Annotated in this window: 17 protein-coding genes; 11 read left to right on the plus strand and 6 right to left on the minus strand. The window is 56.6% G+C overall.

Annotated elements, in window-relative coordinates:
• The first annotated feature begins 91 nt into the window (after positions 1–91).
• Positions 92–2,200 (plus strand): protein-disulfide reductase DsbD family protein, encoded by a 2,109-nt coding sequence (locus J4P41_RS07695; protein ID WP_426066784.1) that lies wholly within the window; start codon positions 92–94, stop codon positions 2,198–2,200.
• A gap of 65 nt (positions 2,201–2,265) precedes the next feature.
• On the opposite strand, the gene J4P41_RS07700 is transcribed toward J4P41_RS07695, so the two are convergent.
• On the minus strand, positions 2,266–2,751 hold the full coding sequence (locus tag J4P41_RS07700; protein ID WP_415573796.1) for a cupin domain-containing protein: 486 nt from the start codon (positions 2,749–2,751) through the stop codon (positions 2,266–2,268).
• A 79-nt stretch (positions 2,752–2,830) separates the two neighbouring features.
• Positions 2,831–3,739: a LysR family transcriptional regulator gene (locus J4P41_RS07705; protein WP_211568001.1), complete on the minus strand. Its 909-nt coding sequence runs from the start codon at positions 3,737–3,739 to the stop codon at positions 2,831–2,833.
• A gap of 172 nt (positions 3,740–3,911) precedes the next feature.
• On the opposite strand from J4P41_RS07705, the gene J4P41_RS07710 reads away from it, so the two are divergent.
• Genes J4P41_RS07710 through J4P41_RS07730 form a run of 5 tightly spaced genes read left to right on the plus strand, consistent with a single transcriptional unit; the run spans position 3,912 to position 8,539 of the window.
• Positions 3,912–5,363, plus strand: a complete 1,452-nt coding sequence (locus J4P41_RS07710) for a SidA/IucD/PvdA family monooxygenase (protein WP_426066665.1) — start codon at positions 3,912–3,914, stop codon at positions 5,361–5,363.
• A gap of 13 nt (positions 5,364–5,376) precedes the next feature.
• Positions 5,377–6,276 carry an allantoinase PuuE gene (gene puuE, locus J4P41_RS07715; RefSeq protein ID WP_426066666.1) on the plus strand — a complete coding sequence of 300 codons (900 nt, stop codon included), beginning with the start codon at positions 5,377–5,379 and terminating at the stop codon, positions 6,274–6,276.
• Positions 6,273–6,797, plus strand: coding sequence for a 2-oxo-4-hydroxy-4-carboxy-5-ureidoimidazoline decarboxylase (gene uraD, locus J4P41_RS07720; protein WP_426066667.1), 525 nt, complete (start codon positions 6,273–6,275; stop codon positions 6,795–6,797). The genes puuE and uraD overlap by 4 nt, the downstream gene beginning before the upstream one ends.
• Complete coding sequence (gene uraH, locus J4P41_RS07725) at positions 6,794–7,126, plus strand: hydroxyisourate hydrolase (RefSeq protein ID WP_426066668.1); 333 nt, start codon at positions 6,794–6,796, stop codon at positions 7,124–7,126. The genes uraD and uraH overlap by 4 nt, the downstream gene beginning before the upstream one ends.
• A gap of 6 nt (positions 7,127–7,132) precedes the next feature.
• Positions 7,133–8,539, plus strand: a complete 1,407-nt coding sequence (locus J4P41_RS07730) for a nucleobase:cation symporter-2 family protein (RefSeq protein WP_426066669.1) — start codon at positions 7,133–7,135, stop codon at positions 8,537–8,539.
• A 54-nt stretch (positions 8,540–8,593) separates the two neighbouring features.
• Here J4P41_RS07730 and guaD read toward each other — a convergent pair whose 3' ends face one another.
• Entirely contained in the window at positions 8,594–9,904 is a 1,311-nt protein-coding gene (gene guaD, locus J4P41_RS07735) for a guanine deaminase (protein ID WP_426066670.1), read from the minus strand.
• A gap of 269 nt (positions 9,905–10,173) precedes the next feature.
• On the opposite strand from guaD, the gene J4P41_RS07740 reads away from it, so the two are divergent.
• The 4 genes from J4P41_RS07740 (at position 10,174) to J4P41_RS07755 (ending at position 14,230) form a co-directional block, all read left to right on the plus strand.
• Positions 10,174–11,466: an autotransporter strand-loop-strand O-heptosyltransferase gene (locus J4P41_RS07740; protein WP_426066785.1), complete on the plus strand. Its 1,293-nt coding sequence runs from the start codon at positions 10,174–10,176 to the stop codon at positions 11,464–11,466.
• Between the two features lie 113 nt (positions 11,467–11,579).
• Positions 11,580–12,512 carry a rhodanese-related sulfurtransferase gene (locus J4P41_RS07745; protein WP_426066671.1) on the plus strand — a complete coding sequence of 311 codons (933 nt, stop codon included), beginning with the start codon at positions 11,580–11,582 and terminating at the stop codon, positions 12,510–12,512.
• Between the two features lie 117 nt (positions 12,513–12,629).
• Positions 12,630–13,703, plus strand: coding sequence for a purine nucleoside permease (locus tag J4P41_RS07750; RefSeq protein ID WP_426066672.1), 1,074 nt, complete (start codon positions 12,630–12,632; stop codon positions 13,701–13,703).
• Between the two features lie 32 nt (positions 13,704–13,735).
• Complete coding sequence (locus J4P41_RS07755) at positions 13,736–14,230, plus strand: hypothetical protein (protein ID WP_426066673.1); 495 nt, start codon at positions 13,736–13,738, stop codon at positions 14,228–14,230.
• Positions 14,231–14,268: 38 nt separating this feature from the next.
• On the opposite strand, the gene uvrA is transcribed toward J4P41_RS07755, so the two are convergent.
• Positions 14,269–17,262 (minus strand): excinuclease ABC subunit UvrA, encoded by a 2,994-nt coding sequence (uvrA, locus tag J4P41_RS07760; protein WP_426066674.1) that lies wholly within the window; start codon positions 17,260–17,262, stop codon positions 14,269–14,271.
• Positions 17,263–17,390: 128 nt separating this feature from the next.
• On the opposite strand from uvrA, the gene ssb reads away from it, so the two are divergent.
• Positions 17,391–17,960, plus strand: coding sequence for a single-stranded DNA-binding protein (gene ssb / locus J4P41_RS07765; RefSeq protein ID WP_426066675.1), 570 nt, complete (start codon positions 17,391–17,393; stop codon positions 17,958–17,960).
• A gap of 62 nt (positions 17,961–18,022) precedes the next feature.
• Here ssb and J4P41_RS07770 read toward each other — a convergent pair whose 3' ends face one another.
• Complete coding sequence (locus J4P41_RS07770; RefSeq protein ID WP_426066676.1) at positions 18,023–18,490, minus strand: GNAT family N-acetyltransferase; 468 nt, start codon at positions 18,488–18,490, stop codon at positions 18,023–18,025.
• Entirely contained in the window at positions 18,487–19,284 is a 798-nt protein-coding gene (locus J4P41_RS07775) for a helix-turn-helix transcriptional regulator (RefSeq protein WP_426066677.1), read from the minus strand. The genes J4P41_RS07770 and J4P41_RS07775 overlap by 4 nt, the downstream gene beginning before the upstream one ends.
• Positions 19,285–19,326: the final 42 nt, after the last annotated feature.

Here is a 19,326-nt window from a genome sequence, read left to right on the forward strand (position 1 = left end):
AGGCGCTGTTTTCTCTGACACAGAGTGTTATGCAGGCTGTCCTGTTTTATCCTGAGGGAATGAGACTGCCTTGCGTCGCGTATTAAGTCTGTTGGCCCTGCTAGCGGTAGGGATATGTGGTCTGGGAACCAGTGAGCCGTCTTTTGCGGCAGAAAGCCCTGCGGTGGCTTCTGCCAATGATACGGCAACGCTGGTCACGGACAGGGATGCCGTTGGTCCGGATCAGAAGCTGCGGGTTGGGTTGAGACTTCAGCTCAAGCCCGGCTGGCACACATACTGGCTCAATCCCGGCGATGCAGGCGACACACCGACACTCGATGTGACGGCGCAGGGCAGCGCGACCGGCAAGACATCCACGATTCACTGGCCGATGCCTGTGCGTCTGAGCGAGGGCGGTCTTATGTCCTACGCTTATGTCGGAGATGTGTTGCTGCCTGCCGATCTGGCCCTGCAGGGGACAGGACCAACGACGCTGCACGCCCATGCTGAATGGCTTGTCTGCGCGGAAGTCTGCATTCCCGAAAGTGGTGACTTCACGTTAAATCTTCCCGCTGCGGAAGGGGCGGCCCCTTCTGGGGCACAGGCGGGTCTGTTTCAGGCTGTTGATGCGAAGATGCCAATTCCGTCCCCGTTCGAGGCGAAAGTGTCTGCGGATGGACTTTTGACGCTGGAGGGCAAAGGTCTGTCTTCTGCGGCGGTTTCCGATGCGTGGTTCCTGCCTGCTGAGGGAGGGGTAATCGATCAGGTCGCATCTCAGCCTTTCAAGGTGAAAGACGGACTGCTGTCCTTGCAGTTGAAATTCCTGAAGACGGCTCATCGTGATCAGCCCCTTAAAGGGTTGGTCGTTCTGAAAGATGAGGCGGGACAGGAAAGTCCGATCGAAATTTCAGCAAGTCAAACAGTTGGTGCGGTTGCGGCCGTTCCGAACACTTCGTCCGCGCCTGTGTCTGCGGATGCCGTTCCGACAGGTGCAGGTTGGTTACGGGTTCTGGCTTTTGCTTTCATCGGTGGCCTGATCCTGAACCTCATGCCCTGTGTCTTCCCGGTTCTGGCCATGAAAGCCCTGTCTCTGGCCAGAATGGGCGGAGTAGGGCGAAGTGTGCATCTTCAGAGCGCGTTCTTTTACACGCTGGGCGTAACAGGGGCTTTCGCGGCTCTTGGGATCGTCATGATCGGGCTGCGCATTGCAGGGTCTGCGGCGGGGTGGGGTTTCCAGTTCCAGTCTGCCGGGTTTGTGGTGGGTGTTTGCTGGTTGCTGTTCGGCATGGCGCTCAATCTGCTGGGCGTTTTTGAAATCAGTGCAGGGCGTCTGGCGCAGTTGCATCCTCATGGCGCAGGTCATGCGGGTGATATGCTGACGGGCCTTCTGGCTGTGATTGTTGCAACACCTTGTACCGCACCATTTATGGGCGTTGCCATTGCAGGAGCCCTGGGCGGACCGCCTTTGATGGGGCTTCTCGTGTTCCTGTCGATGGGGCTTGGTTTGGCCGCGCCTTATGTTCTTGTGGCGAGCGTTCCGGGGTTGGCCTCCCGGATGCCGAAGCCGGGGGCCTGGATGGGTGTGTTGAAACAGGCTTTGGCCTTCCCGCTGCTTGCGACCTGTGTGTGGCTTCTGTGGGTTGCGACGATCGAGCGTGGCACGAATTTCGTTGTGGTTGCTGGCGGTGGGTTGGTGCTGCTGGGTTTTGCCGCCTGGATTTATGGAATGGGGCAGCATCGGGCGATGCGTGAAGGTGGGCGCGGAACGGTCCTGTTCTGCCGGGTTGTGGCTGTGCTGTGCATGGTTGTCTGCGGGGGTGTCCTGGCGCGGAGTCTGGCCGAGCCGGTTTCCGCTGCTTCGACGACAATGACTTCTGCGGATAATCTTATTCAGCCGTTTTCGGACAAGGCCCTTGCTGATCTGAGGACTGACGGAAAGCCTGTCTTTGTGGATATGACAGCGTCCTGGTGCATCACCTGTATGGTGAACGAGCGTGTGGCTTTGGATACTGCATCCGTTCGTCAGGCGTTTTCCGAACGGCATGTTGCTTATCTCAAAGGAGACTGGACGAACCGGGACGCCGGTATTTCGGCCTATCTGAAGGCTCATGGACGGGATGGCGTGCCACTGTATGTGTATTATCCGCCGAAGCATGGTGCGGAAGTTGTTCTGCCCCAGATCCTGACGCCGCGTATGGTTCTGGATATTATTGGTCACTGATTGCTCGGTTGGGATCAGTAACGGGAAAAGCCCTGCTTTCTTCGGGAGCAGGGCTTTTTTGTGGTTTAGCGGTTGGTGTGACGCGGGTCGTCCTGCGGGTTGACGTAGGTCATGGTGAATGGACCTGTGCCAGAGACCTGCACGATGGCCCCCTGGGTTCCGGCTTTAAGCGCATGAGGGACATTGGGAGGGAGATGAACGAAGCCGCCTGCCGTTAGAACCTTGTCCTGATCTGTTGTGATCGCTGGACCGATATAGTGGTGGATACTGCCGCCGATAACAGTCAGCATTTCGTCCATATTGTGAGTATGGGGCGGGATGACAGATCCTGCCGGAATCATGACGCGCAGGGTGAATGGTCCAGCCTTATCAGCGGAGCCATAGAGGAAAGACATGCGCGTTCCGCTTGGGAACATGGGCGGTGCTGGTTGCCAAGCTACGGCGTCGGCGCCCGGAATGATGCGAACGTCGTTGCCCGTCTGCGCGAGGGCGGAGCCTCCTGCCAGAGTACAGATCAAGGCTGCGGCAGAGAGTGTCCTGAAGGAAAACATTGTCTGTTCCTCATGTATGCTGGCGTGTGCCTGTCGCTCCTAACGCGGAGGCTGACCTGCCGTTCAGCGTGATGAGGTGTTATGTTTCCAATGGCGCCAGGAATGTTTTTTCGACCTCGGCAATGACCAACCGTGCGGCGCCGGAAAGCTGGCGGGCCTGATCGACGCAAAGAGCGAGCGTCAGGGGGGAGACATCCCGGTTAGAAATGGGAACGAACGCCAGTTCGCCGCTTGTTACTTCTTTCATGACGTCCAGCATGCTGAGAATTCCCAATCCCACACCTTCCAGAACCAGAGACTTGATCATCTGGATATTGTCGGACGCGGCGACCGGTTGAACGCTGACATTGCTGTCGATTTCCAGAATTTCGATTTGTCTTTGCAGGGCGAGTGGCTGCTGAGGCATGACCATCGGATATTCTGCACAGATGCTAAATCGTGCGCTTTTTTGTTGAGCGACCGGATGATCTGGCAGGCATATGAAGCCTAGCGGGTAGTCGATATGGGTTCGAACCAGCAGGCCACGGGCCTGTGTGGGGTTGAGGAGGAGTGCGAAGTCCACTTCTCCACTGATGAGTGCCTGTTGAATGACAGCGTTGTCCAGAACATGCGTGCAGATTGTAATGCCGGGGTGGCTTTTGCGCAGGTCTTTCAGGATGCGCGGGAGGAAGCCGGTCGTCAGAGCATCTGGCAGGGCAATATCGACTTGGCCACGTCTTAATCCGCGCATGTCTTCAAGCTGTGTGCGGACTTCCTGCATTTCCCGCATCCATTGTTTGCCGTTTGTATAGAGAAGCTCGCCGGCGGCTGTCAGGCGCAGGCCGCTGGGCAGGCGCTCGAAAAGCGGGGTGCCGAGAGCTTCCTCACCGTGAAGGATCTGCCGGTCGATGGCAGATGCCGCGATCCGGAGATGTTCGGAGGCCTTCCGGATCGAGCCGTATTGGGCAACGGACAGGAAGTAACGGAGGAAGCGTGAAAAAACCGGCATGGAGATACGCTCTTTTTTCGAGAACGGCAGGGACGTTTTTCTGAGATATACGAGAATACCCCTCTATGAAACTCTTCAGAGAGGCAGGTGAAGCCTGTCATTTTGACACAGGAAGAAACTCTGGTCATTTTTTATGAAAGACCACGATCCTGTGCCTGTTCTTTAGGATAAGATGCTCATGACACGTTCTCCTTCCCCGACTGACGGCTTGGCCACCCTTTCGGCGCAGGTTCATGAGGATCTGGCGAAGATCAGGTATGCGACGGGAAACTGGAATATTCCGGTTCAGAAAGATGGCGAAGACGTTCTGGACGTTGCCATTATCGGCGGCGGGCAGGGCGGTCAGACGGCCTGTTTCGGGTTGCGTCGTCAGGGTGTGACGAATGTGCAGATTTTCGAGCGGGCATCGAAGGGTGGGGAAGGCCCGTGGGTGACGTTTGCCCGGATGATTACGCTACGGACGCCAAAACACGTCACGGGGCCGGATCTGGGTATTCCCAATCTGACGCCGCAGTCCTGGTATGAAGCGCGGTATGGCAAGGAGGCCTGGCAGTCGCTCGACAAGATTTCGCGGCACGACTGGCAGTCTTATCTGGATTGGGTGCGTGATACGCTTGAGCTGCCGGTCGTCAACGATCAGGAACTGGTACATGTGGAATGGAAAGACGGTTTGCTGCGTCTGACATTCCGGAATGCTGCCGGTGTCGAGACAAAGCGCTGGGCGCGTCGGATGGTTCTGGCTACGGGGATTGATGGTGGTGGCACATGGTTTGTCCCGCCGTTTATTTCGAAGAACCTTCCGAAGTCGGTTTATGCTCATACGCATGAAGATATTGATTTCGCAGCCCTGAAGGGTAAGCGGATCGGCGTTCTGGGTGCTGGTGCGTCTGCTTTTGACAATGCTGCGACGGCGTTGGAATCCGGTGTGGGGCGTGTGGATTTGTGTCTGCGCCGTACGAAAATTCCAGCGATCAACCCGTATCGCTGGATGGAAAATGCAGGCTTTCTTGCACATTTTTCAGAACTGCCGGACCTGACCCGCTGGCGCTTCATGCGCTGCATCTACAATCTAAACCAGCCGCCGCCGCAGGATACGTTCTGGCGCTGCCGCAAGCATGAGAATTTCGCTTTCCATCCGGGTGCGCCCTGGACGTCTGCGCGGATGGACGGTGACGAGGTCGTGATGGAAACACCCAATGGCGAGATGCGCTTCGACTTCCTTATTATCGGAACAGGCTTCTCGATTGATCTGAAGCATCGTCCGGAGACACAGGATTTTGCGGATTCCGTGATGCTGTGGAGCGATCATTTTACGCCGCCGGAAGGAGAGGAAAGCACGCTTCTGTCCAGCCATCCGTATCTGGGCCAGCGTTTCCAGTTTTTGCCAAAAGATCCGGCCGATCCGAAGGCACCGATGCTGGCGGCAATCTACAACTTTACGTTTGCATCCATGCCCAGCATGGGTCTTTCAGGGGCGTCCATCAGTGGTATGCGCTTTGGCGTTGAGAAGCTGACACGCGGTATTGCGCGTGATCTGTTTGTTGAGGATGGCGAGAAGCATCTGGAGAGTCTGCTGTCCTATGACACGGAAGAACTGATTAGCCTTGATCCGCCAACGGTTTGATGAGGCAGCACAGATGAGCACGAATACCTATCCCCGTGACATGATTGGTTATGGCAGAACGCCGCCTGATCCGAAGTGGCCAAATGGTGCAAGGATCGCGGTTCAGTTCGTCATCAACTATGAAGAGGGTGCTGAAAACTCGGTTCTGCATGGAGATGCAGGGTCTGAGGCTTTCTTGTCTGAAATGGTCGGGACGAAATCCATCGTTGGCGCGCGTTGTGCGCAGATGGAAAGCCTTTACGAGTACGGGAGTCGCGCTGGATTCTGGCGTTTGCATCGCTTGTTTGAAAAGGCTGGCATGACCACAACCGTGTTCGGTGTTGCCAAGGCTTTGGCGCGCAATCCGGATGCGGTGGCGGCCATGAAGGAAAGCGGCTGGGAAATTGCCACGCACGGTCTGCGCTGGATTGATTATCAGGATTTCCCGGAAGACGTGGAGCGCGAGCATATCCGTGAGGCGATTGCGCTTCATACCGAAGTGGTCGGGGAGCGTCCGTTGGGGTGGTATCAGGGCCGTACCAGCCCGAACACTGCCCGCCTAGTCGTGGAAGACGGCGGCTTTGTTTACGATGCCGATTCTTATGCGGATGATCTGCCGTACTATGATCGTACCCATGGCAAGCCGCAGTTGATCGTGCCTTACACGCTTGATGCAAATGACATGAAGTTTGCGGCGCTCAATGGTTTTACCGAGGGCGAGCAGTTCTTCCGGTATCTGCGGGATGCGTTTGACATGCTGTATGCGGAAGGGGGGCGTATGATGTCCATTGGGCTGCATTGCCGCCTGGCCGGTAAGCCTGCGCGTGCACTGGCGCTTCAGCGTTTTTTGGAACATGTGGCGTCCCATGAGGATGTCTGGGTTGCGTCCCGGCTTGATATTGCCCGGCACTGGATGAGTGTGCATCCGGCATGAAGATTTCTGATGTGAATGGTCTGACGCCGGATGTTTTCGTCCAGACGTTTGGTGGACTTTACGAGCATTCGCCCTGGGTGGCTGAAGGGGCTCTGGCAGCGCGGCCATTTGCGGATGTGGACGCCATGCTTGCGACGTTTTCTGACGTTGTGCGGAATGCGGGCGAGGAGGCTCAGTTGGCACTGGTTCGGGCGCATCCTGAGCTTGGGCATCGCGCGGGAATTGACCCGGATCTGACCGCGGAGTCCGCATCCGAGCAGGCCTCTGCCGGGCTGGATCGTCTGACGCCTGTGGAATACGAGCGCTTCAAGACGCTGAATGCGGCCTATGGGAAGGCTTTTTCCATGCCGTTTGTGATCTGCGTGCGCAAAGTTGCAGCGCCGGGTCAGGTGGCGAAGACGGTCATCATGGATGAAATGGAACGTCGTCTGGGCGGGACGCCCGAGGCGGAGCTGAAGGAAGCCCTCTCGCAGATTGATGCGATTGCAGGGTTGAGACTGAAAGATCTGGTGACATCATGAGCTCATTATCCACGCATATTCTGGATACAGTTTCGGGTCGTCCGGCGGCTGGGGTGGCTTTCCGTCTTTTTCAGGAAGACGCTGTTCTTTTCGAAGGCGTGACGGACCACGATGGGCGCTGTCCTGCTTTGCGGGAGATCCCGCTGGAGCGCGGCACCTATCGTCTGGAGTTCGAGATTGGTGCGTATTTCCGGGCGGCGGGGCATGTGCTGTCTGATCCGCCTTTTCTGGATGTTGTCCCGATTGTGTTCGGTCTGGGGGAGGGCGTGCATGCGCATGTTCCTCTGCTTGCTGCGCCATACGGATATTCCACCTACCGTGGAAGTTGAGATCTGATGGCCTCTGATTCTTCTGCGGTGCATCCGGTTGATGAGAAGCTTCCGCTCTGGCGTCTGGGGGCTTATGGTTTCCAGCATATTCTTGCGTTTTATTCAGCCGCGGTGATTGTGCCGATCCTTGTGGCGGGGGCTTTGCATTTGCCACAGGAAACGCTGATTCATCTGATTGATGCGGACCTTTTTACCTGTGGGATTGCGTCTCTGTTGCAGTCTGTCGGGTTTGGTCCGGTGGGTGTTCGTTTGCCTCTGTTGCAGGGAGTAACGTTTACGGCGGTTGGGCCGATGATCGCCATTGGCTCTGCTGTTGGTGGTGGAACACCAGGGCTGCTGTCGATCTATGGGGCTGTCATAGTTGCGGGTATTGTGACGCTGCTGCTAGCGCCGCATTTTGCAAAACTTGTTCGATTTTTTCCGCCTGTGGTGACGGGGTCGATCATTCTCGTGATTGGTCTGGCGCTTCTTCCGGTAGCCGCGAATGACATCGTATCCGGCCATGGTCCCGGTCTGGTGCAGGATCGGGTTCCGCTACGGAGTTTATGCTACGGGTTGGGGACGTTGGCGAGCATTCTGGTCGTGCAACGTGTGTTCCGCGGATTTATTTCAACAATTGCCGTGTTGATCGGGCTTTGTATAGGGACGTTGGCAGCCTGGCTGATGGGGGATGCGCATTTTGGGGGTGTAGCGTCTGCGCCGCTCGTGTCCATTACGCAGCCGTTTTTTTTCGGGACGCCGGTTTTCCATATCGTACCTATCCTCTCCATGGTGATCGTTATGGTCATCACCATGGTGGAGACGATCGGCAATGTTTATGCGACGGGTGAAATCGTTGGGAAAACCATTACCCGCGAGGATATTGCGCGGACGCTGCGGGCTGATGGGATTGCAACGCTGCTAGGCGGGGTCTTCAATTCTTTTCCCTATACCTGCTTTGCGGAAAATGTCGGTCTGGTTCGGATGACGGGCGTAAAAAGTCGCTGGGTTGTGGCGTCTGCGGCTGTCATCATGATGCTGCTGGGGTGCCTGCCAAAGCTCGGGGCAATTGTGGCGGCTGTTCCATCACCTGTGCTGGGTGGCGCGGCGCTGGCGATGTTTGCGACGGTGGCGGTTGTTGGCGTGCAGACGCTGACGCGGGTGGATTTCAACCGTCAAAGCAATGTCATTATTGTTGGAACCAGTATCGGTCTTGGAATGTTGGCGACAGCGCAGCCCCATATTTCGGATACGTTCCCAGTCTGGGCACAGATCGTGTTCGGAAGCGGGATTACGCTTGGAGCACTGTCAGCGATTTTCCTGAATCTGCTGTTCAATGTTCGACGGACATTGGCCATTGATCCGGATGCTGAGATTGTTCCAGCAGACTTGCCGGATGAGCGTATTCTTATGGGATTGTCTGTTGAGGATTGAGAAAGGGGAGAACTCCGCTTTCTCAGGTGGCTTGGCATGATTGTCGGCCGGGAATCAGTTCCGGATATGGAGTTTCTGTCCAGCGACATAGGTCGCCTGCACGCTTCGATCGTCGCCCAGCATGGTCAGGGCGAACAGAATGTCTGACAGGTTTTCGGCTGTCTGGGTTCGGATTTTTCCTAAAGGTGTGGCCGTAGGGTCAAACACGCAAAGGTCAGCATGCAGGCCGGGCCTGATGGCGCCGATCTGGTTGTCCAACCCAAGGGACTGGGCACCGCCTGCTGTGGCTAGCCAGAGACCCTGTGCGGGATGCAGCTTTGTTTCCAGGCCTTGCGCGACTTTATAGCCGTCTGACAGCACCTGAAGTAGCGACAGGGAAGGGCCCGCTCCTACGTCGCTTCCAAGCCCGATTTTGATGCGGCGTTCCGGTTTTAGGGCTTTGAACAGTGGAAAAGATCCACTTCCAAGGAATTGGTTCGAGCCTGGGCAATGAGCGATTGAACAGCCTGTATCATAACAGCGCTGAAAGTCCTTTTCATGAGCGTGTACGCAATGTGCCAGAATAGCGCGTGGGCGTAGCAGGCCAGCTTTATCGTATACATCCAGATAGGATGTCCGGTTTGGGAACAGTTCTTTAACCCATTTGATTTCAGACTGGTTTTCCAGCAGGTGGGTCTGCATGAACAGATCGGACTGTGTGGCCAGAAGCGAGCCTGCCAGCTCAAGTTGTTCAGGCGTGCTGGTCGGAGCAAAACGGGGCGTTACGGCGTAGAGCTGACGTCCACGACCATGCCAGCGTTCTATAAGGGCGGCGGACTGGTCGTAGCCTGATTGGGCTGTATCTCGCAGATTGTCTGGAGCGTTCCGGTCCATCAGGACTTTCCCTGCGATCATGCAGGTGTTGAGGCGTTCGGATTCTTCGAAGAAGGCGTCTACGGACTCTGGGTGAACCGTGCAGTACACAGCTGCAGTCGTGGTGCCGACGCGAAGGAGTTCCTTCAGGAAGATTCGGGCGACTTTACGAGCATAGGTGATGTCGGCGTAACGGGCTTCGGCAGGGAAAACGTAGGTTTCCAACCATTCGAGAAGCTGCTCGCCATAGGAGGCGATGACAGGAAGCTGCGGGTAATGGACGTGAGTGTCCACCATCCCGGCGGAAATCAGACAGTCTGGATAATGATCGACCATGACATCATCTGGAAGTTGATCTTTCAGATCATTCCAGGCGCCTGCTGCAGTAATGATTCCGCCGGTGCACAGGATCAGACCGTCAGACTGATAGGTAACAGCATTCATGGGGTCGACCGTGAACGGGTCTGCGTGGAATGTCAGGAAAGGGCCGCGGATGGCAGTATGATCGGTCATAATGGTTCTCCTATCGCACAGCATTTCAGATCAGGAAACGATTGCGAGGGAGTCGGGTGATTTCATGTGATGGCCTGGATATTGTGCAGGGGTATTCCAGTTTCCTTGGATATGGTTTTCTGAAACAAATGAATTGGTACCGGATATTTATTTTTTAGAGCAGGTTCTTTTGACGTTGCAGTACAAAAAATGAATTTTCTGTTGTGAAATTTTCAGTCATTTTAAGGGGGCCTTGACTGATGCCTGATGTGCTTCCTGTGCCTGCGGAGATGTCGGCACTTACGTCTTCAGCTGTAACCGTTCTCTCTGTAGGCGGAGCGGCAGAGAAAAGTCCGTATTTTGCAGTGTCTCCTTTTCCTGTCGTCGAAGGTGGTCAGGGCGTGCGCTTTGACTTCAATGACGGTGCGCGGGTCATGGTGCCTGACATCGCGCCTGAGATTGGTCAGTGGCATGTTCGGCTTTCGGATTATGCCACGGGTAATATTCTGTTCGATGCCCGTCTCAAGGGCGGAATGGTGGCTTCGACCAAGAAGTTTTTCGTCCCGTTCCTGATTGAAGTCTGGCTGGAAAAGCCGGATGGAGTGCGCGAAGACGTGCTGCATCACGAGTTGTCTCTGGAAGGGAAGCCTGTGCTGGTGCAGCTTCCCGTTGGCACGCTTGGCGACACCATTGCCTGGTTGCCTGCGGTTCTGCGACTGGCGCAGGAAAGTGGCGCCAAGGTGACGTGTTCTGTTGCGGACGTGATCCTACCGCTCGTCAAGGAAGCTAACCCGGACATCAGGCTTGTCGGTCATGATGCGGCCAAGGCGAACAAGGATTTCACGGCGGGATTCTACGCAAGCTACAATATCGGTCTGTTCTTTACAGACACCGAGTTCACGCATCAGCCGACGGATTTCCGTCATGTCGGCCTGCATAGGACGGCGGCCTATATTCTGGGGGTTAATCCTTGGGATGATAGTCCGCCACCCATCACGATTCAGGATGGCGATACGCCTCCTATCGAGGGGCCGTATGTTGTCATTGCCACACAGGCCAGTACGCAGTGCAAATACTGGAACAACCCGGCAGGCTGGCAGGAGGTCATCGCGTTTCTGAAGGCTTCAGGGTATCGCGTGATCTGCATTGATCAGAAGACGTTTCATGGGACGGGGTATGTGTACAATCATATTCCTCATGGAGCCGAGGATGAGACGGGGAACCGGCCGTTGGCAGAGCGGGCGCGCTGGTTGAAGCATGCGAGTTTCTTCATTGGCCTCTCCAGCGGTCTGGCATGGCTGGCGCATGCGGCAGGGACGCCGGTTGTGATGATTTCCGGTTTCACGCATCCGGACAACGAGTTTGCCACGCCGTACCGCATCATCAACTGGCACACCTGCAATTCCTGCTGGAATGACCCGAAGCATCAGTTTGATCATCAGGATTTCTTCTGGTGTCCACGGCATAAAGGAACTGACCGGCAGTTTGAATGTACCCGTCTGATCACAGGCGCGCAGGTTATCCATACTCTCAAACGTCTGATCAAGGATAAGGCGTTGCCGATGATGGAGGCGACTGCCTGACCGAGACAATCAGGAGTTTTCTGGAATTGGAGACGAGAGCCTGATATTGGCGGGGCGTATTGTCACCTGATCGTGGGTCTGCCTGCGGTCGCAGAGCTGGATGGTCGCCTCCCGTGTCTGATGTCCTTCCGCCGATCCGTATCGTCGCGCTTTATAATTTTACGCCGTTCCAGGATGTTTCCGCTTTGCGGGAGCCTTTACAGCAGGTGTGCGATCAGGAGGGGATCAAGGGTATTCTGTTGCTGGCCCCGGAAGGTATTAATGGCACCATTGCGGGTTCTGATGAGGGCATGGAGCGTGTGCTGGAGCATATCCGCGCTCTGCCGGGTTGTGAGGAATTGGAGATCAAGGAATCCCGCGCTCCCGAACTGCCATTCCGGCGCATGAAGGTACGGCTCAAGAAAGAGATCGTCACCATGGGGCAGCCTAATATCGATCCTCGCAAGGATGTTGGGCAGTATCTTGATCCTGCTGAATGGAACGCGTTGATCTCCGATCCGGAGACAATCATCATTGATACGCGCAATGATTACGAAGTGGCGATTGGGACGTTCAAGGGAGCCGAAGATCCCAAGACGCGGTCATTCAGGGAGTTTCCGGAGTGGTTCCGCAACCGTCGCAAAGAGCTTGAGGCAAAGGGCAAAGTGCCGAAGATTGCCATGTTCTGCACTGGGGGTATCCGTTGCGAGAAGTCCACGTCTTTTGTGAAAGCCGAAGGGCTGGATGAGGTTTATCATCTTAAGGGCGGGATTCTGAAATATCTGGAGACTGTTCCTGAAGAGGAAAGCCTCTGGGAAGGCGAATGCTTCGTGTTCGATCAGCGTGTTTCAGTGAAACATGGTCTGGAAATTGGCAGTTACGATGTCTGTCATGCCTGCCGTCGTCCTGTCAGCGAAAAGGACAAGGCGTCTCCGTGGTTTGTACAGGGCGTGTCCTGTCCGCATTGTCATAATGAGCGTACGGAAGAACAGCGTCAGCGCTATGCCTCGCGCGAACGTCAGGAGATGCTGGCGCGGAAGCGTGGAACGGAGCATCTGGGTTCCTGAGGCCATTACGGAGATGACAAACCGTTAGAGTTGCAAAGACGACGGCTGAACGACTTGACCTGTTCACGCTTCTGCTGATTTTTCTGAATTCGTAATGAAAACGGCTGAGGCGGTGTGATGGTGAAGATGTTTCGTTGGGCTGGACTGGTTTGTGCCGGGATGATGGCGCTTCCCGCCGTAGCATTTGCACAGAAGCCCTGGCCTGTCCGGGTTGTGGTTGTGACGACCTTCGAGAAGGGTGCGGATACCGGCGATCAGCCAGGGGAGCTTCAGCTCTGGGCCGAGCGGGAACATTTGACGGAACATGTGGCGTTTCCGGGGGGCGTACATGATATTCTCACCAATCCGGAACATACCGAAATTGCGATTGTGACGGGGATGACGCTGGTGAATGCCGGGCCATCCATTATGGCGCTGGGCATGGACCCGCGGTTTGATCTGACGAAAGCGTACTGGCTGGTGGCCGGTATTGCCGGGGCTGATCCACAGGTCATGTCCGTTGGGTCAGCAGCGTGGGCGCGGTATGTTGTGAATGATGTGGCGCAGTCCATTGATATGCGTGAAGTGCCGAAAGACTGGCCTTACGGCGTTTATGCGGCTGGCGCGGTGCGGCCTGGAACGCTTGAGGGGTCGGATCAGGAGCATGGGCCGAATGCAGGGTACCCGATTATCTTTTCACTGAATGCTGGGCTTTCGCACTGGGCGTGGGAGCGCACGCAGACGGTGAAGCTTATGAATACGCCGGAAATGCGGGCTTATTCCAAGGGATGGGCCGAGTATCCCGCTGCGTTGAAAGCGCCTTCCGTTATTCAGGGAGACAGTTTTGCGTCGGATCTTTACTGGCATGGGCATTATCTGAACCAGTACGCGCGGGACTGGGTGAAGATGTTCACGAACGCTCAGGGCGTGTTCGCCATGAGTAACATGGAGGATTCCGCGATTGCATCAGCGATGGTGCGTCTGGACCGGATGAAGAAAGCAGATTTCCAGCGGTTGATGGTTCTCCGCACGGCGTCCAACTACACGCTGCCGCCAAAGGGGCGGAAGGCGTATGAGACTGTATCGGAAGAGTATTCGGGCGATGGTCTGCCCGCTTATGAAGCGGCATGGCGTGTGGGAAGTGTTGTTGTGCATGAACTGGCGGGACACTGGTCGGTCTATGAAGACCATGTTCCGGGTCATGTTCCCTGATGCAGGATACAGGCGTGCAGGGGGAGCAGAATGTGGCATTTCCGATCAGTGGGAGGATTGCATTCCGCTATGCCTTGATCGGGCTTCTGCTCTCTGTTCCGCTGCATGTCTTGATAGACTGGGCTGGGTGGCAGCCTGAACATTCTGACACCGATCTTAATCCAGTCGCGCTGGTTCTATCAGCCGTTTTGCTGGCGCCTGTTGTCGAGACCTTTCTGAACTTCTGGATTCCCATTTGGATTGTGGACAGACTGTTTGGTAGGAAAGCTTTTGCGCCCGGTTTGGCGTGGATTGCGTGTGTGGGGCCTTTTGTGTGGGCCCATTACGGTGGGGCTCATTTTCATCGCAGTTTTTTGACCGCGCTTTGTACGGGCGTAGTTGGTGGAACTTGCCTTTATCTCTGCTACCGGCGTGCCGAGGTGACAGAAGGGGTTAGTCCGTTCTGGACTACGGCCCTTTGTCATGGCCTCTTCAATGGGCTTGTGTTTCTGGCGGCTGGGCTATTGATGGTGCTCGGGGTTGGGTAATCGGCTCTTTCCCGTGGGAGAGAGCCGGACCATTCCCATCATGCAGGCGTTTTCGTCTTTTTTGGTCGGCCTCGGGTTGGCTTCTCTGCTGTCAGTTTGGTTTTGGCCTTTCGGGGCGGTAGAGCGTCGATCATGTTCTGAGCCGTAATGACTGCGGTTGTGACGCGTGGCTGGCGGACGTCAGGCGCGTTCAGGAGGGGGGCGAGGAAGCGCCCAGTGTGACTGGCTTTGCAAGCCGCGATATCTTCCGGTGTTCCGGCTGCAACGATATTGCCGCCACCGTCTCCACCTTCCGGTCCGATGTCGATCAGCCAGTCTGCCGTTTTGATGACTTCCAGATTGTGTTCGATGACCAGAACAGTGTTGCCCTGATCGACGAGTGCGTGAAGTACTTCAAGCAGCTTGCGAACGTCTTCCGTATGCAGGCCGGTCGTTGGCTCATCGAGGATGTAGAGCGTACGGCCGGTTGCGCGTTTGGCGAGTTCCTTGGAGAGTTTGACGCGCTGGGCTTCACCGCCTGAAAGCGTTGTTGCCTGCTGGCCGAGAGCGACATAGCCTAGGCCGACCTGCTGGAGAATAGCCAGACGATCACGTATTTTCGGGACGGCCTGAAAGAAAGGCAGTGCTTCGTCCACCGTCATGGCCAGCACGTCTGCGATGGAGTTGCCGCGGAACTTTACTTCCAGTGTTTCACGGTTATAGCGCGCACCCTTGCAGGTGTCGCAGGTGACGAACACGTCCGGCAGGAAGTGCATTTCGATTTTCAGGACGCCATCGCCCTGACAGGCTTCGCAACGGCCGCCCTTCACATTGAAGGAGAAGCGGCCGGGTTTGTAGCCGCGCGCTTTGGATTCCGGCAGTTCGGCAAACCAGTCCCGGATGGGAGCGAACAGGTCTGTATAGGTGGCAGGATTGGAGCGCGGTGTACGCCCGATGGGGGACTGGTCGATTTCGATGATCTTGTCGAGATTGTCCACGCCTTCCAGCCGGTCATAGGGCAGCGGGGACTGGCTCGACTTCATGAGCTGTCGGGACAGAGCCTTGTAGAGCGTATCAACAACCAGCGTAGACTTGCCGCCGCCTGATACGCCCGTTACGGCGATGAATGTGCCGAGTGGGAAATCGACGGTCAGGTTTTTGAGGTTGTTGCCCTTGGCGCCGACGAGAGTGAGCGTTTTGTCAGAGGTGCGACGGTTTTCCGGGACGGGGATGAATTTCCGGCCTGACAGGTAGGCGCCCGTCAGGCTGTCCTTGTTCTTGGCCACTTCTTTGGGGGTGCCTGTGGCGATGACGTTTCCGCCCCGCGTGCCGGCACCCGGCCCCATGTCGATCAGATAGTCGGCAGCCCTGATGGCGTCTTCGTCATGTTCGACGACGATGACGGTGTTCCCGAGGCGTTTGAGGCGCTCCAGCGTGCCGAGCAGGCGCTCGTTGTCGCGTTGGTGCAGGCCGATGGAGGGTTCATCCAGCACATACAGGACGCCCGTCAGGCCGGAGCCGATCTGGGAAGCCAGACGGATGCGCTGGCTTTCACCGCCGGACAGCGTGGCCGATCCTCGGGAAAGCGTGAGGTAGTCCAGCCCCACATCGTCGAGGAAGTGCAGGCGGTCCGTGATTTCGCGGAGGATGCGGCGGGCGATTTCGGCCCGCTGAGGTGTCAGGGTTGCTTCGACGCCCGAGAACCAGTCGAGGGCCTTGCGGATCTGCATGTCCGAGGCTTCGGCGATGTTCAGGTCATTGACCTTCACGCAGAGTGCTTCTGGTTTCAGGCGCGCGCCATGGCAGACGTGGCAGGGTTTTTCGGACTGGTAGCGCGACAGTTCTTCCCGAACCCACATGCTGTCGGTCTGGGCCATGCGGCGGCGGAGGTTTTTCAGCACGCCTTCGAAAGGTTTGGTCACGGTGTGGACCTTGCTGCCATCGCGGTAGGGAATGGCAATCGCTTCGCTGGAGCCGTTGAGGATCAGGTCGCGTGTTTCAGCTTTCAGGTCGCCCCATGGTGTATTCATAGTGTCGCCGCAGTGACGGGCGAGGGCGGCAAGTGTCTGGTCGTACCAGTCGGTGCTGGCGCCTTTCCATGGGGCAATGGCGCCTTCGGCAAGTGTCAGGCTGTCATCCGGGACGATCAGATTGGCATCAAAATGCGTTTCTGTTCCGATACCATCGCAGGTTGGGCATGCACCCATTGGTGCGTTGAAGGAGAACAGGCGGGGCTCGATCTCTTCAATCGTGAAGCCCGAGACCGGGCAGGCAAAGCGGGAGGAGAAAACGATGTGGGCTGGAGCGGTCTTGTCGTCAGCGCGTTTGACTTCCTCGGCGTAGGCCAGGCCATCAGAGAGTTCGAGGGCAGTTTCGAAGCTGTCGGCCAGGCGGGATTCCAGATCGGGTTTAACGACGATCCGGTCCACAACCACTTCCACGTTGTGGCGGGTCTTGCGGTTCAGTTCCGGGGCTTCGGCGATTTCGTAAAGCTCACCGTCGATTTTGACGCGGGTGAAGCCCTTGCGGGACAGCTCTGCGAGTTCGCGTTTGCAGTCGCCTTTCCGATCACGGACGACCGGGGCGAGAAGCATCAGGCGCATGCCCTCCGGGAGCGCCATGACCCGGTCCACCATCTGGCTGACGGTCTGGGCTTCGATGGGCAGGCCAGTGGCAGGAGAATAGGGAATACCCACGCGCGCCCAGAGCAGACGCATATAGTCGTGGATCTCCGTGATCGTGCCGACGGTCGAGCGGGGGTTTTTTGAAGTGGTTTTCTGCTCGATCGAGATGGCGGGAGAGAGCCCTTCGATGGAGTCCACGTCTGGTTTGCCCATCAGTTCGAGGAACTGGCGGGCATAGGCCGAGAGGCTTTCAACGTAGCGGCGCTGGCCTTCTGCGTAGATTGTATCGAACGCGAGCGAAGATTTCCCCGAGCCGGACAGGCCCGTGATGATTGTGAGCGAGTCACGAGGGATTGTGACGTCGATATTCTTGAGGTTGTGGGCGCGTGCGCCACGGACACGGATCGAATGATTGTCTGGAAAGCTCACGAAGACCCCGGGATGTGCAGAAAAGGCAATTGTGTTCGCAACGCGCCTGAACGGTGCTAGATCACTTTATAGATGGGTTTTCACGCCCTATATGAAAAGAACAATTCGAGAAAATTGGTTGGTACGGAATGGCAGGTAGCGTCAACAAGGTGATTCTGGTCGGGAATCTGGGCAAGGACCCGGAAGTCCGGAACACGCAGTCAGGCTCGAAGATCGTCAATCTGACGATTGCGACGTCCGAAACATGGAACGACCGTCAGAGCGGTGAGCGCAAGGAGCGCACCGAATGGCATCGTGTCGTGATCTTCAATGATCGTCTGGGCGATGTGGCGGAGCGTTTTCTGCGCAAAGGCCGCAAGGTCTATCTGGAAGGCGAACTGCGGACCCGGAAGTGGACCGATCAGTCAGGCCAGGAGCGTTACACGACAGAAGTGACGATTGATCGTTTCCGCGGCGAGCTGGTGCTGCTGGATAGCAACCGCAGTGGCGGCGACGAGGGTGGCTTCGACGGAGGCGGCTCGTCTTACGGCGGTGGAAACAGCAACGGTGGCGGCTTTGGTGGCGGCAACCGGGGCGGTGGCTTCGGCGGCGGCAATAATGATGGCGGTCGTTCAGGTGGGGCGTCTGGCGGTGGCAACCGGGGTGGTGGCTGGGATGCGCCGCCGGATAACGATCTTGATGACGAAATCCCGTTCTGAGGGGTCTTTTTGGAACCGGGCTGGCAATGTCAGTCCGGTTTTTTTGTATCTGGTGCTTACGTTCAGAGGACCAGATGGAAGAACTGGTTGAATTCGGAAGTCTCATAGTCGCCGAAAGCTTCGCCGGGTTGGAAGCCTCGGGTTTGATACAGGGTTAGAGCGGGGTCGAAGGACGGCCCACGTCCTGTCTCAAGACTGAGTGTTTTCAGCTCTCCGGAGCGCGCTCTGTGGATAAGGTGATCCAGCAGAGTACTGGCGACGCCCTGTCTCAGAAAGTCAGGATGGGTGCACATGGATTTGAGCTCGCCGGCCTGATTGTTCAGGCGCTTGAGTGCACCGATTCCGGCTACGCGATCCTGTCGATGGACAGTCCAGACTTCGATTTCAGGTACCATGAGGCCTGACAGGTCAAGGGCGAAGACGTGTCCGGCTGGGGTGTTTTTGTGCATTCCTGCGAGGTGAAGGGCCAGAAGGTCACGCGTTTGCGGATTGGAAAAATCGGCGGGATGGAGGGTGAATGTCGGGCTCATGATGCGCTTGTCTGTTCAATTGAGGTCGGCGTCAGGATGACAAGTTTATACCCTGTGTGTTCTGCGGGGGTGAGAGTTATCTGTTCGTAGTTCAACACTCCACGGACTGGATGCTTGAAGCTGCGTTGGCCGCCTTCTCTGGGGAGAACACGCTGGTCCTGCCAGAAATGGAGAAACTCCTGGCTTTCAGCCTGAAGGGCAGAGGTCAGGGCCTGAAACGCCGTGGTTCTGGCAAGGTGGGCTGTGTCAGCGCGGAATTCTGCGAGCAGGCGTCTTGAGCGGTCGGGCCAGTTCGTCAGGAATGTTTTCGCCTCAGGGTTCAGGAAAACATATCGGAGCTGGTTGGGCTCAGGGCTGTCCATCCAGCCTGTGAAGAGGTCTTTGGCAGGATCGTTGGCACTCAGAACATTCCAGAGCGGGTCAAGCAGGTATGCCGGGCTTTTGATTTGTTTGGGCAGGTTCAGCAATGCGTTCGGCGTTGCGACTGAAGGGGTGATCTGGTGCGGATCGCGGAGTTCAGCAAGCGTGAAAAGATAACGCCTTTCTGTGGAAGACATTTGCAGGGCCGTGGCAATGCGCGACAGGCTCGCTGGAGAGCAAGTGACATCCCGACCCTGTTCCAGCCATGTGTACCAGGTCGTGCTGATGCCGCAGAGTTGGGCGGCTTCTTCGCGTCGTAGCCCGGGTGTTCGTCTGCGGTGAGGAACGACGAGCAGTCCTGCCTGCGAAGATGAGAGCTTTTCCCGTTGTGTGCGAAGAAACTGACCAAGGGTCTGGCGACGATCTGTTGGCATAGTACAAATTATACCATGATAAATTAGGATCTTATACCACGC

It is taken from the genome of Gluconobacter sp. NFX36 (assembly GCF_049887835.1).
In the GTDB taxonomy this organism is placed as follows: domain Bacteria; phylum Pseudomonadota; class Alphaproteobacteria; order Acetobacterales; family Acetobacteraceae; genus Gluconobacter; species Gluconobacter japonicus_A.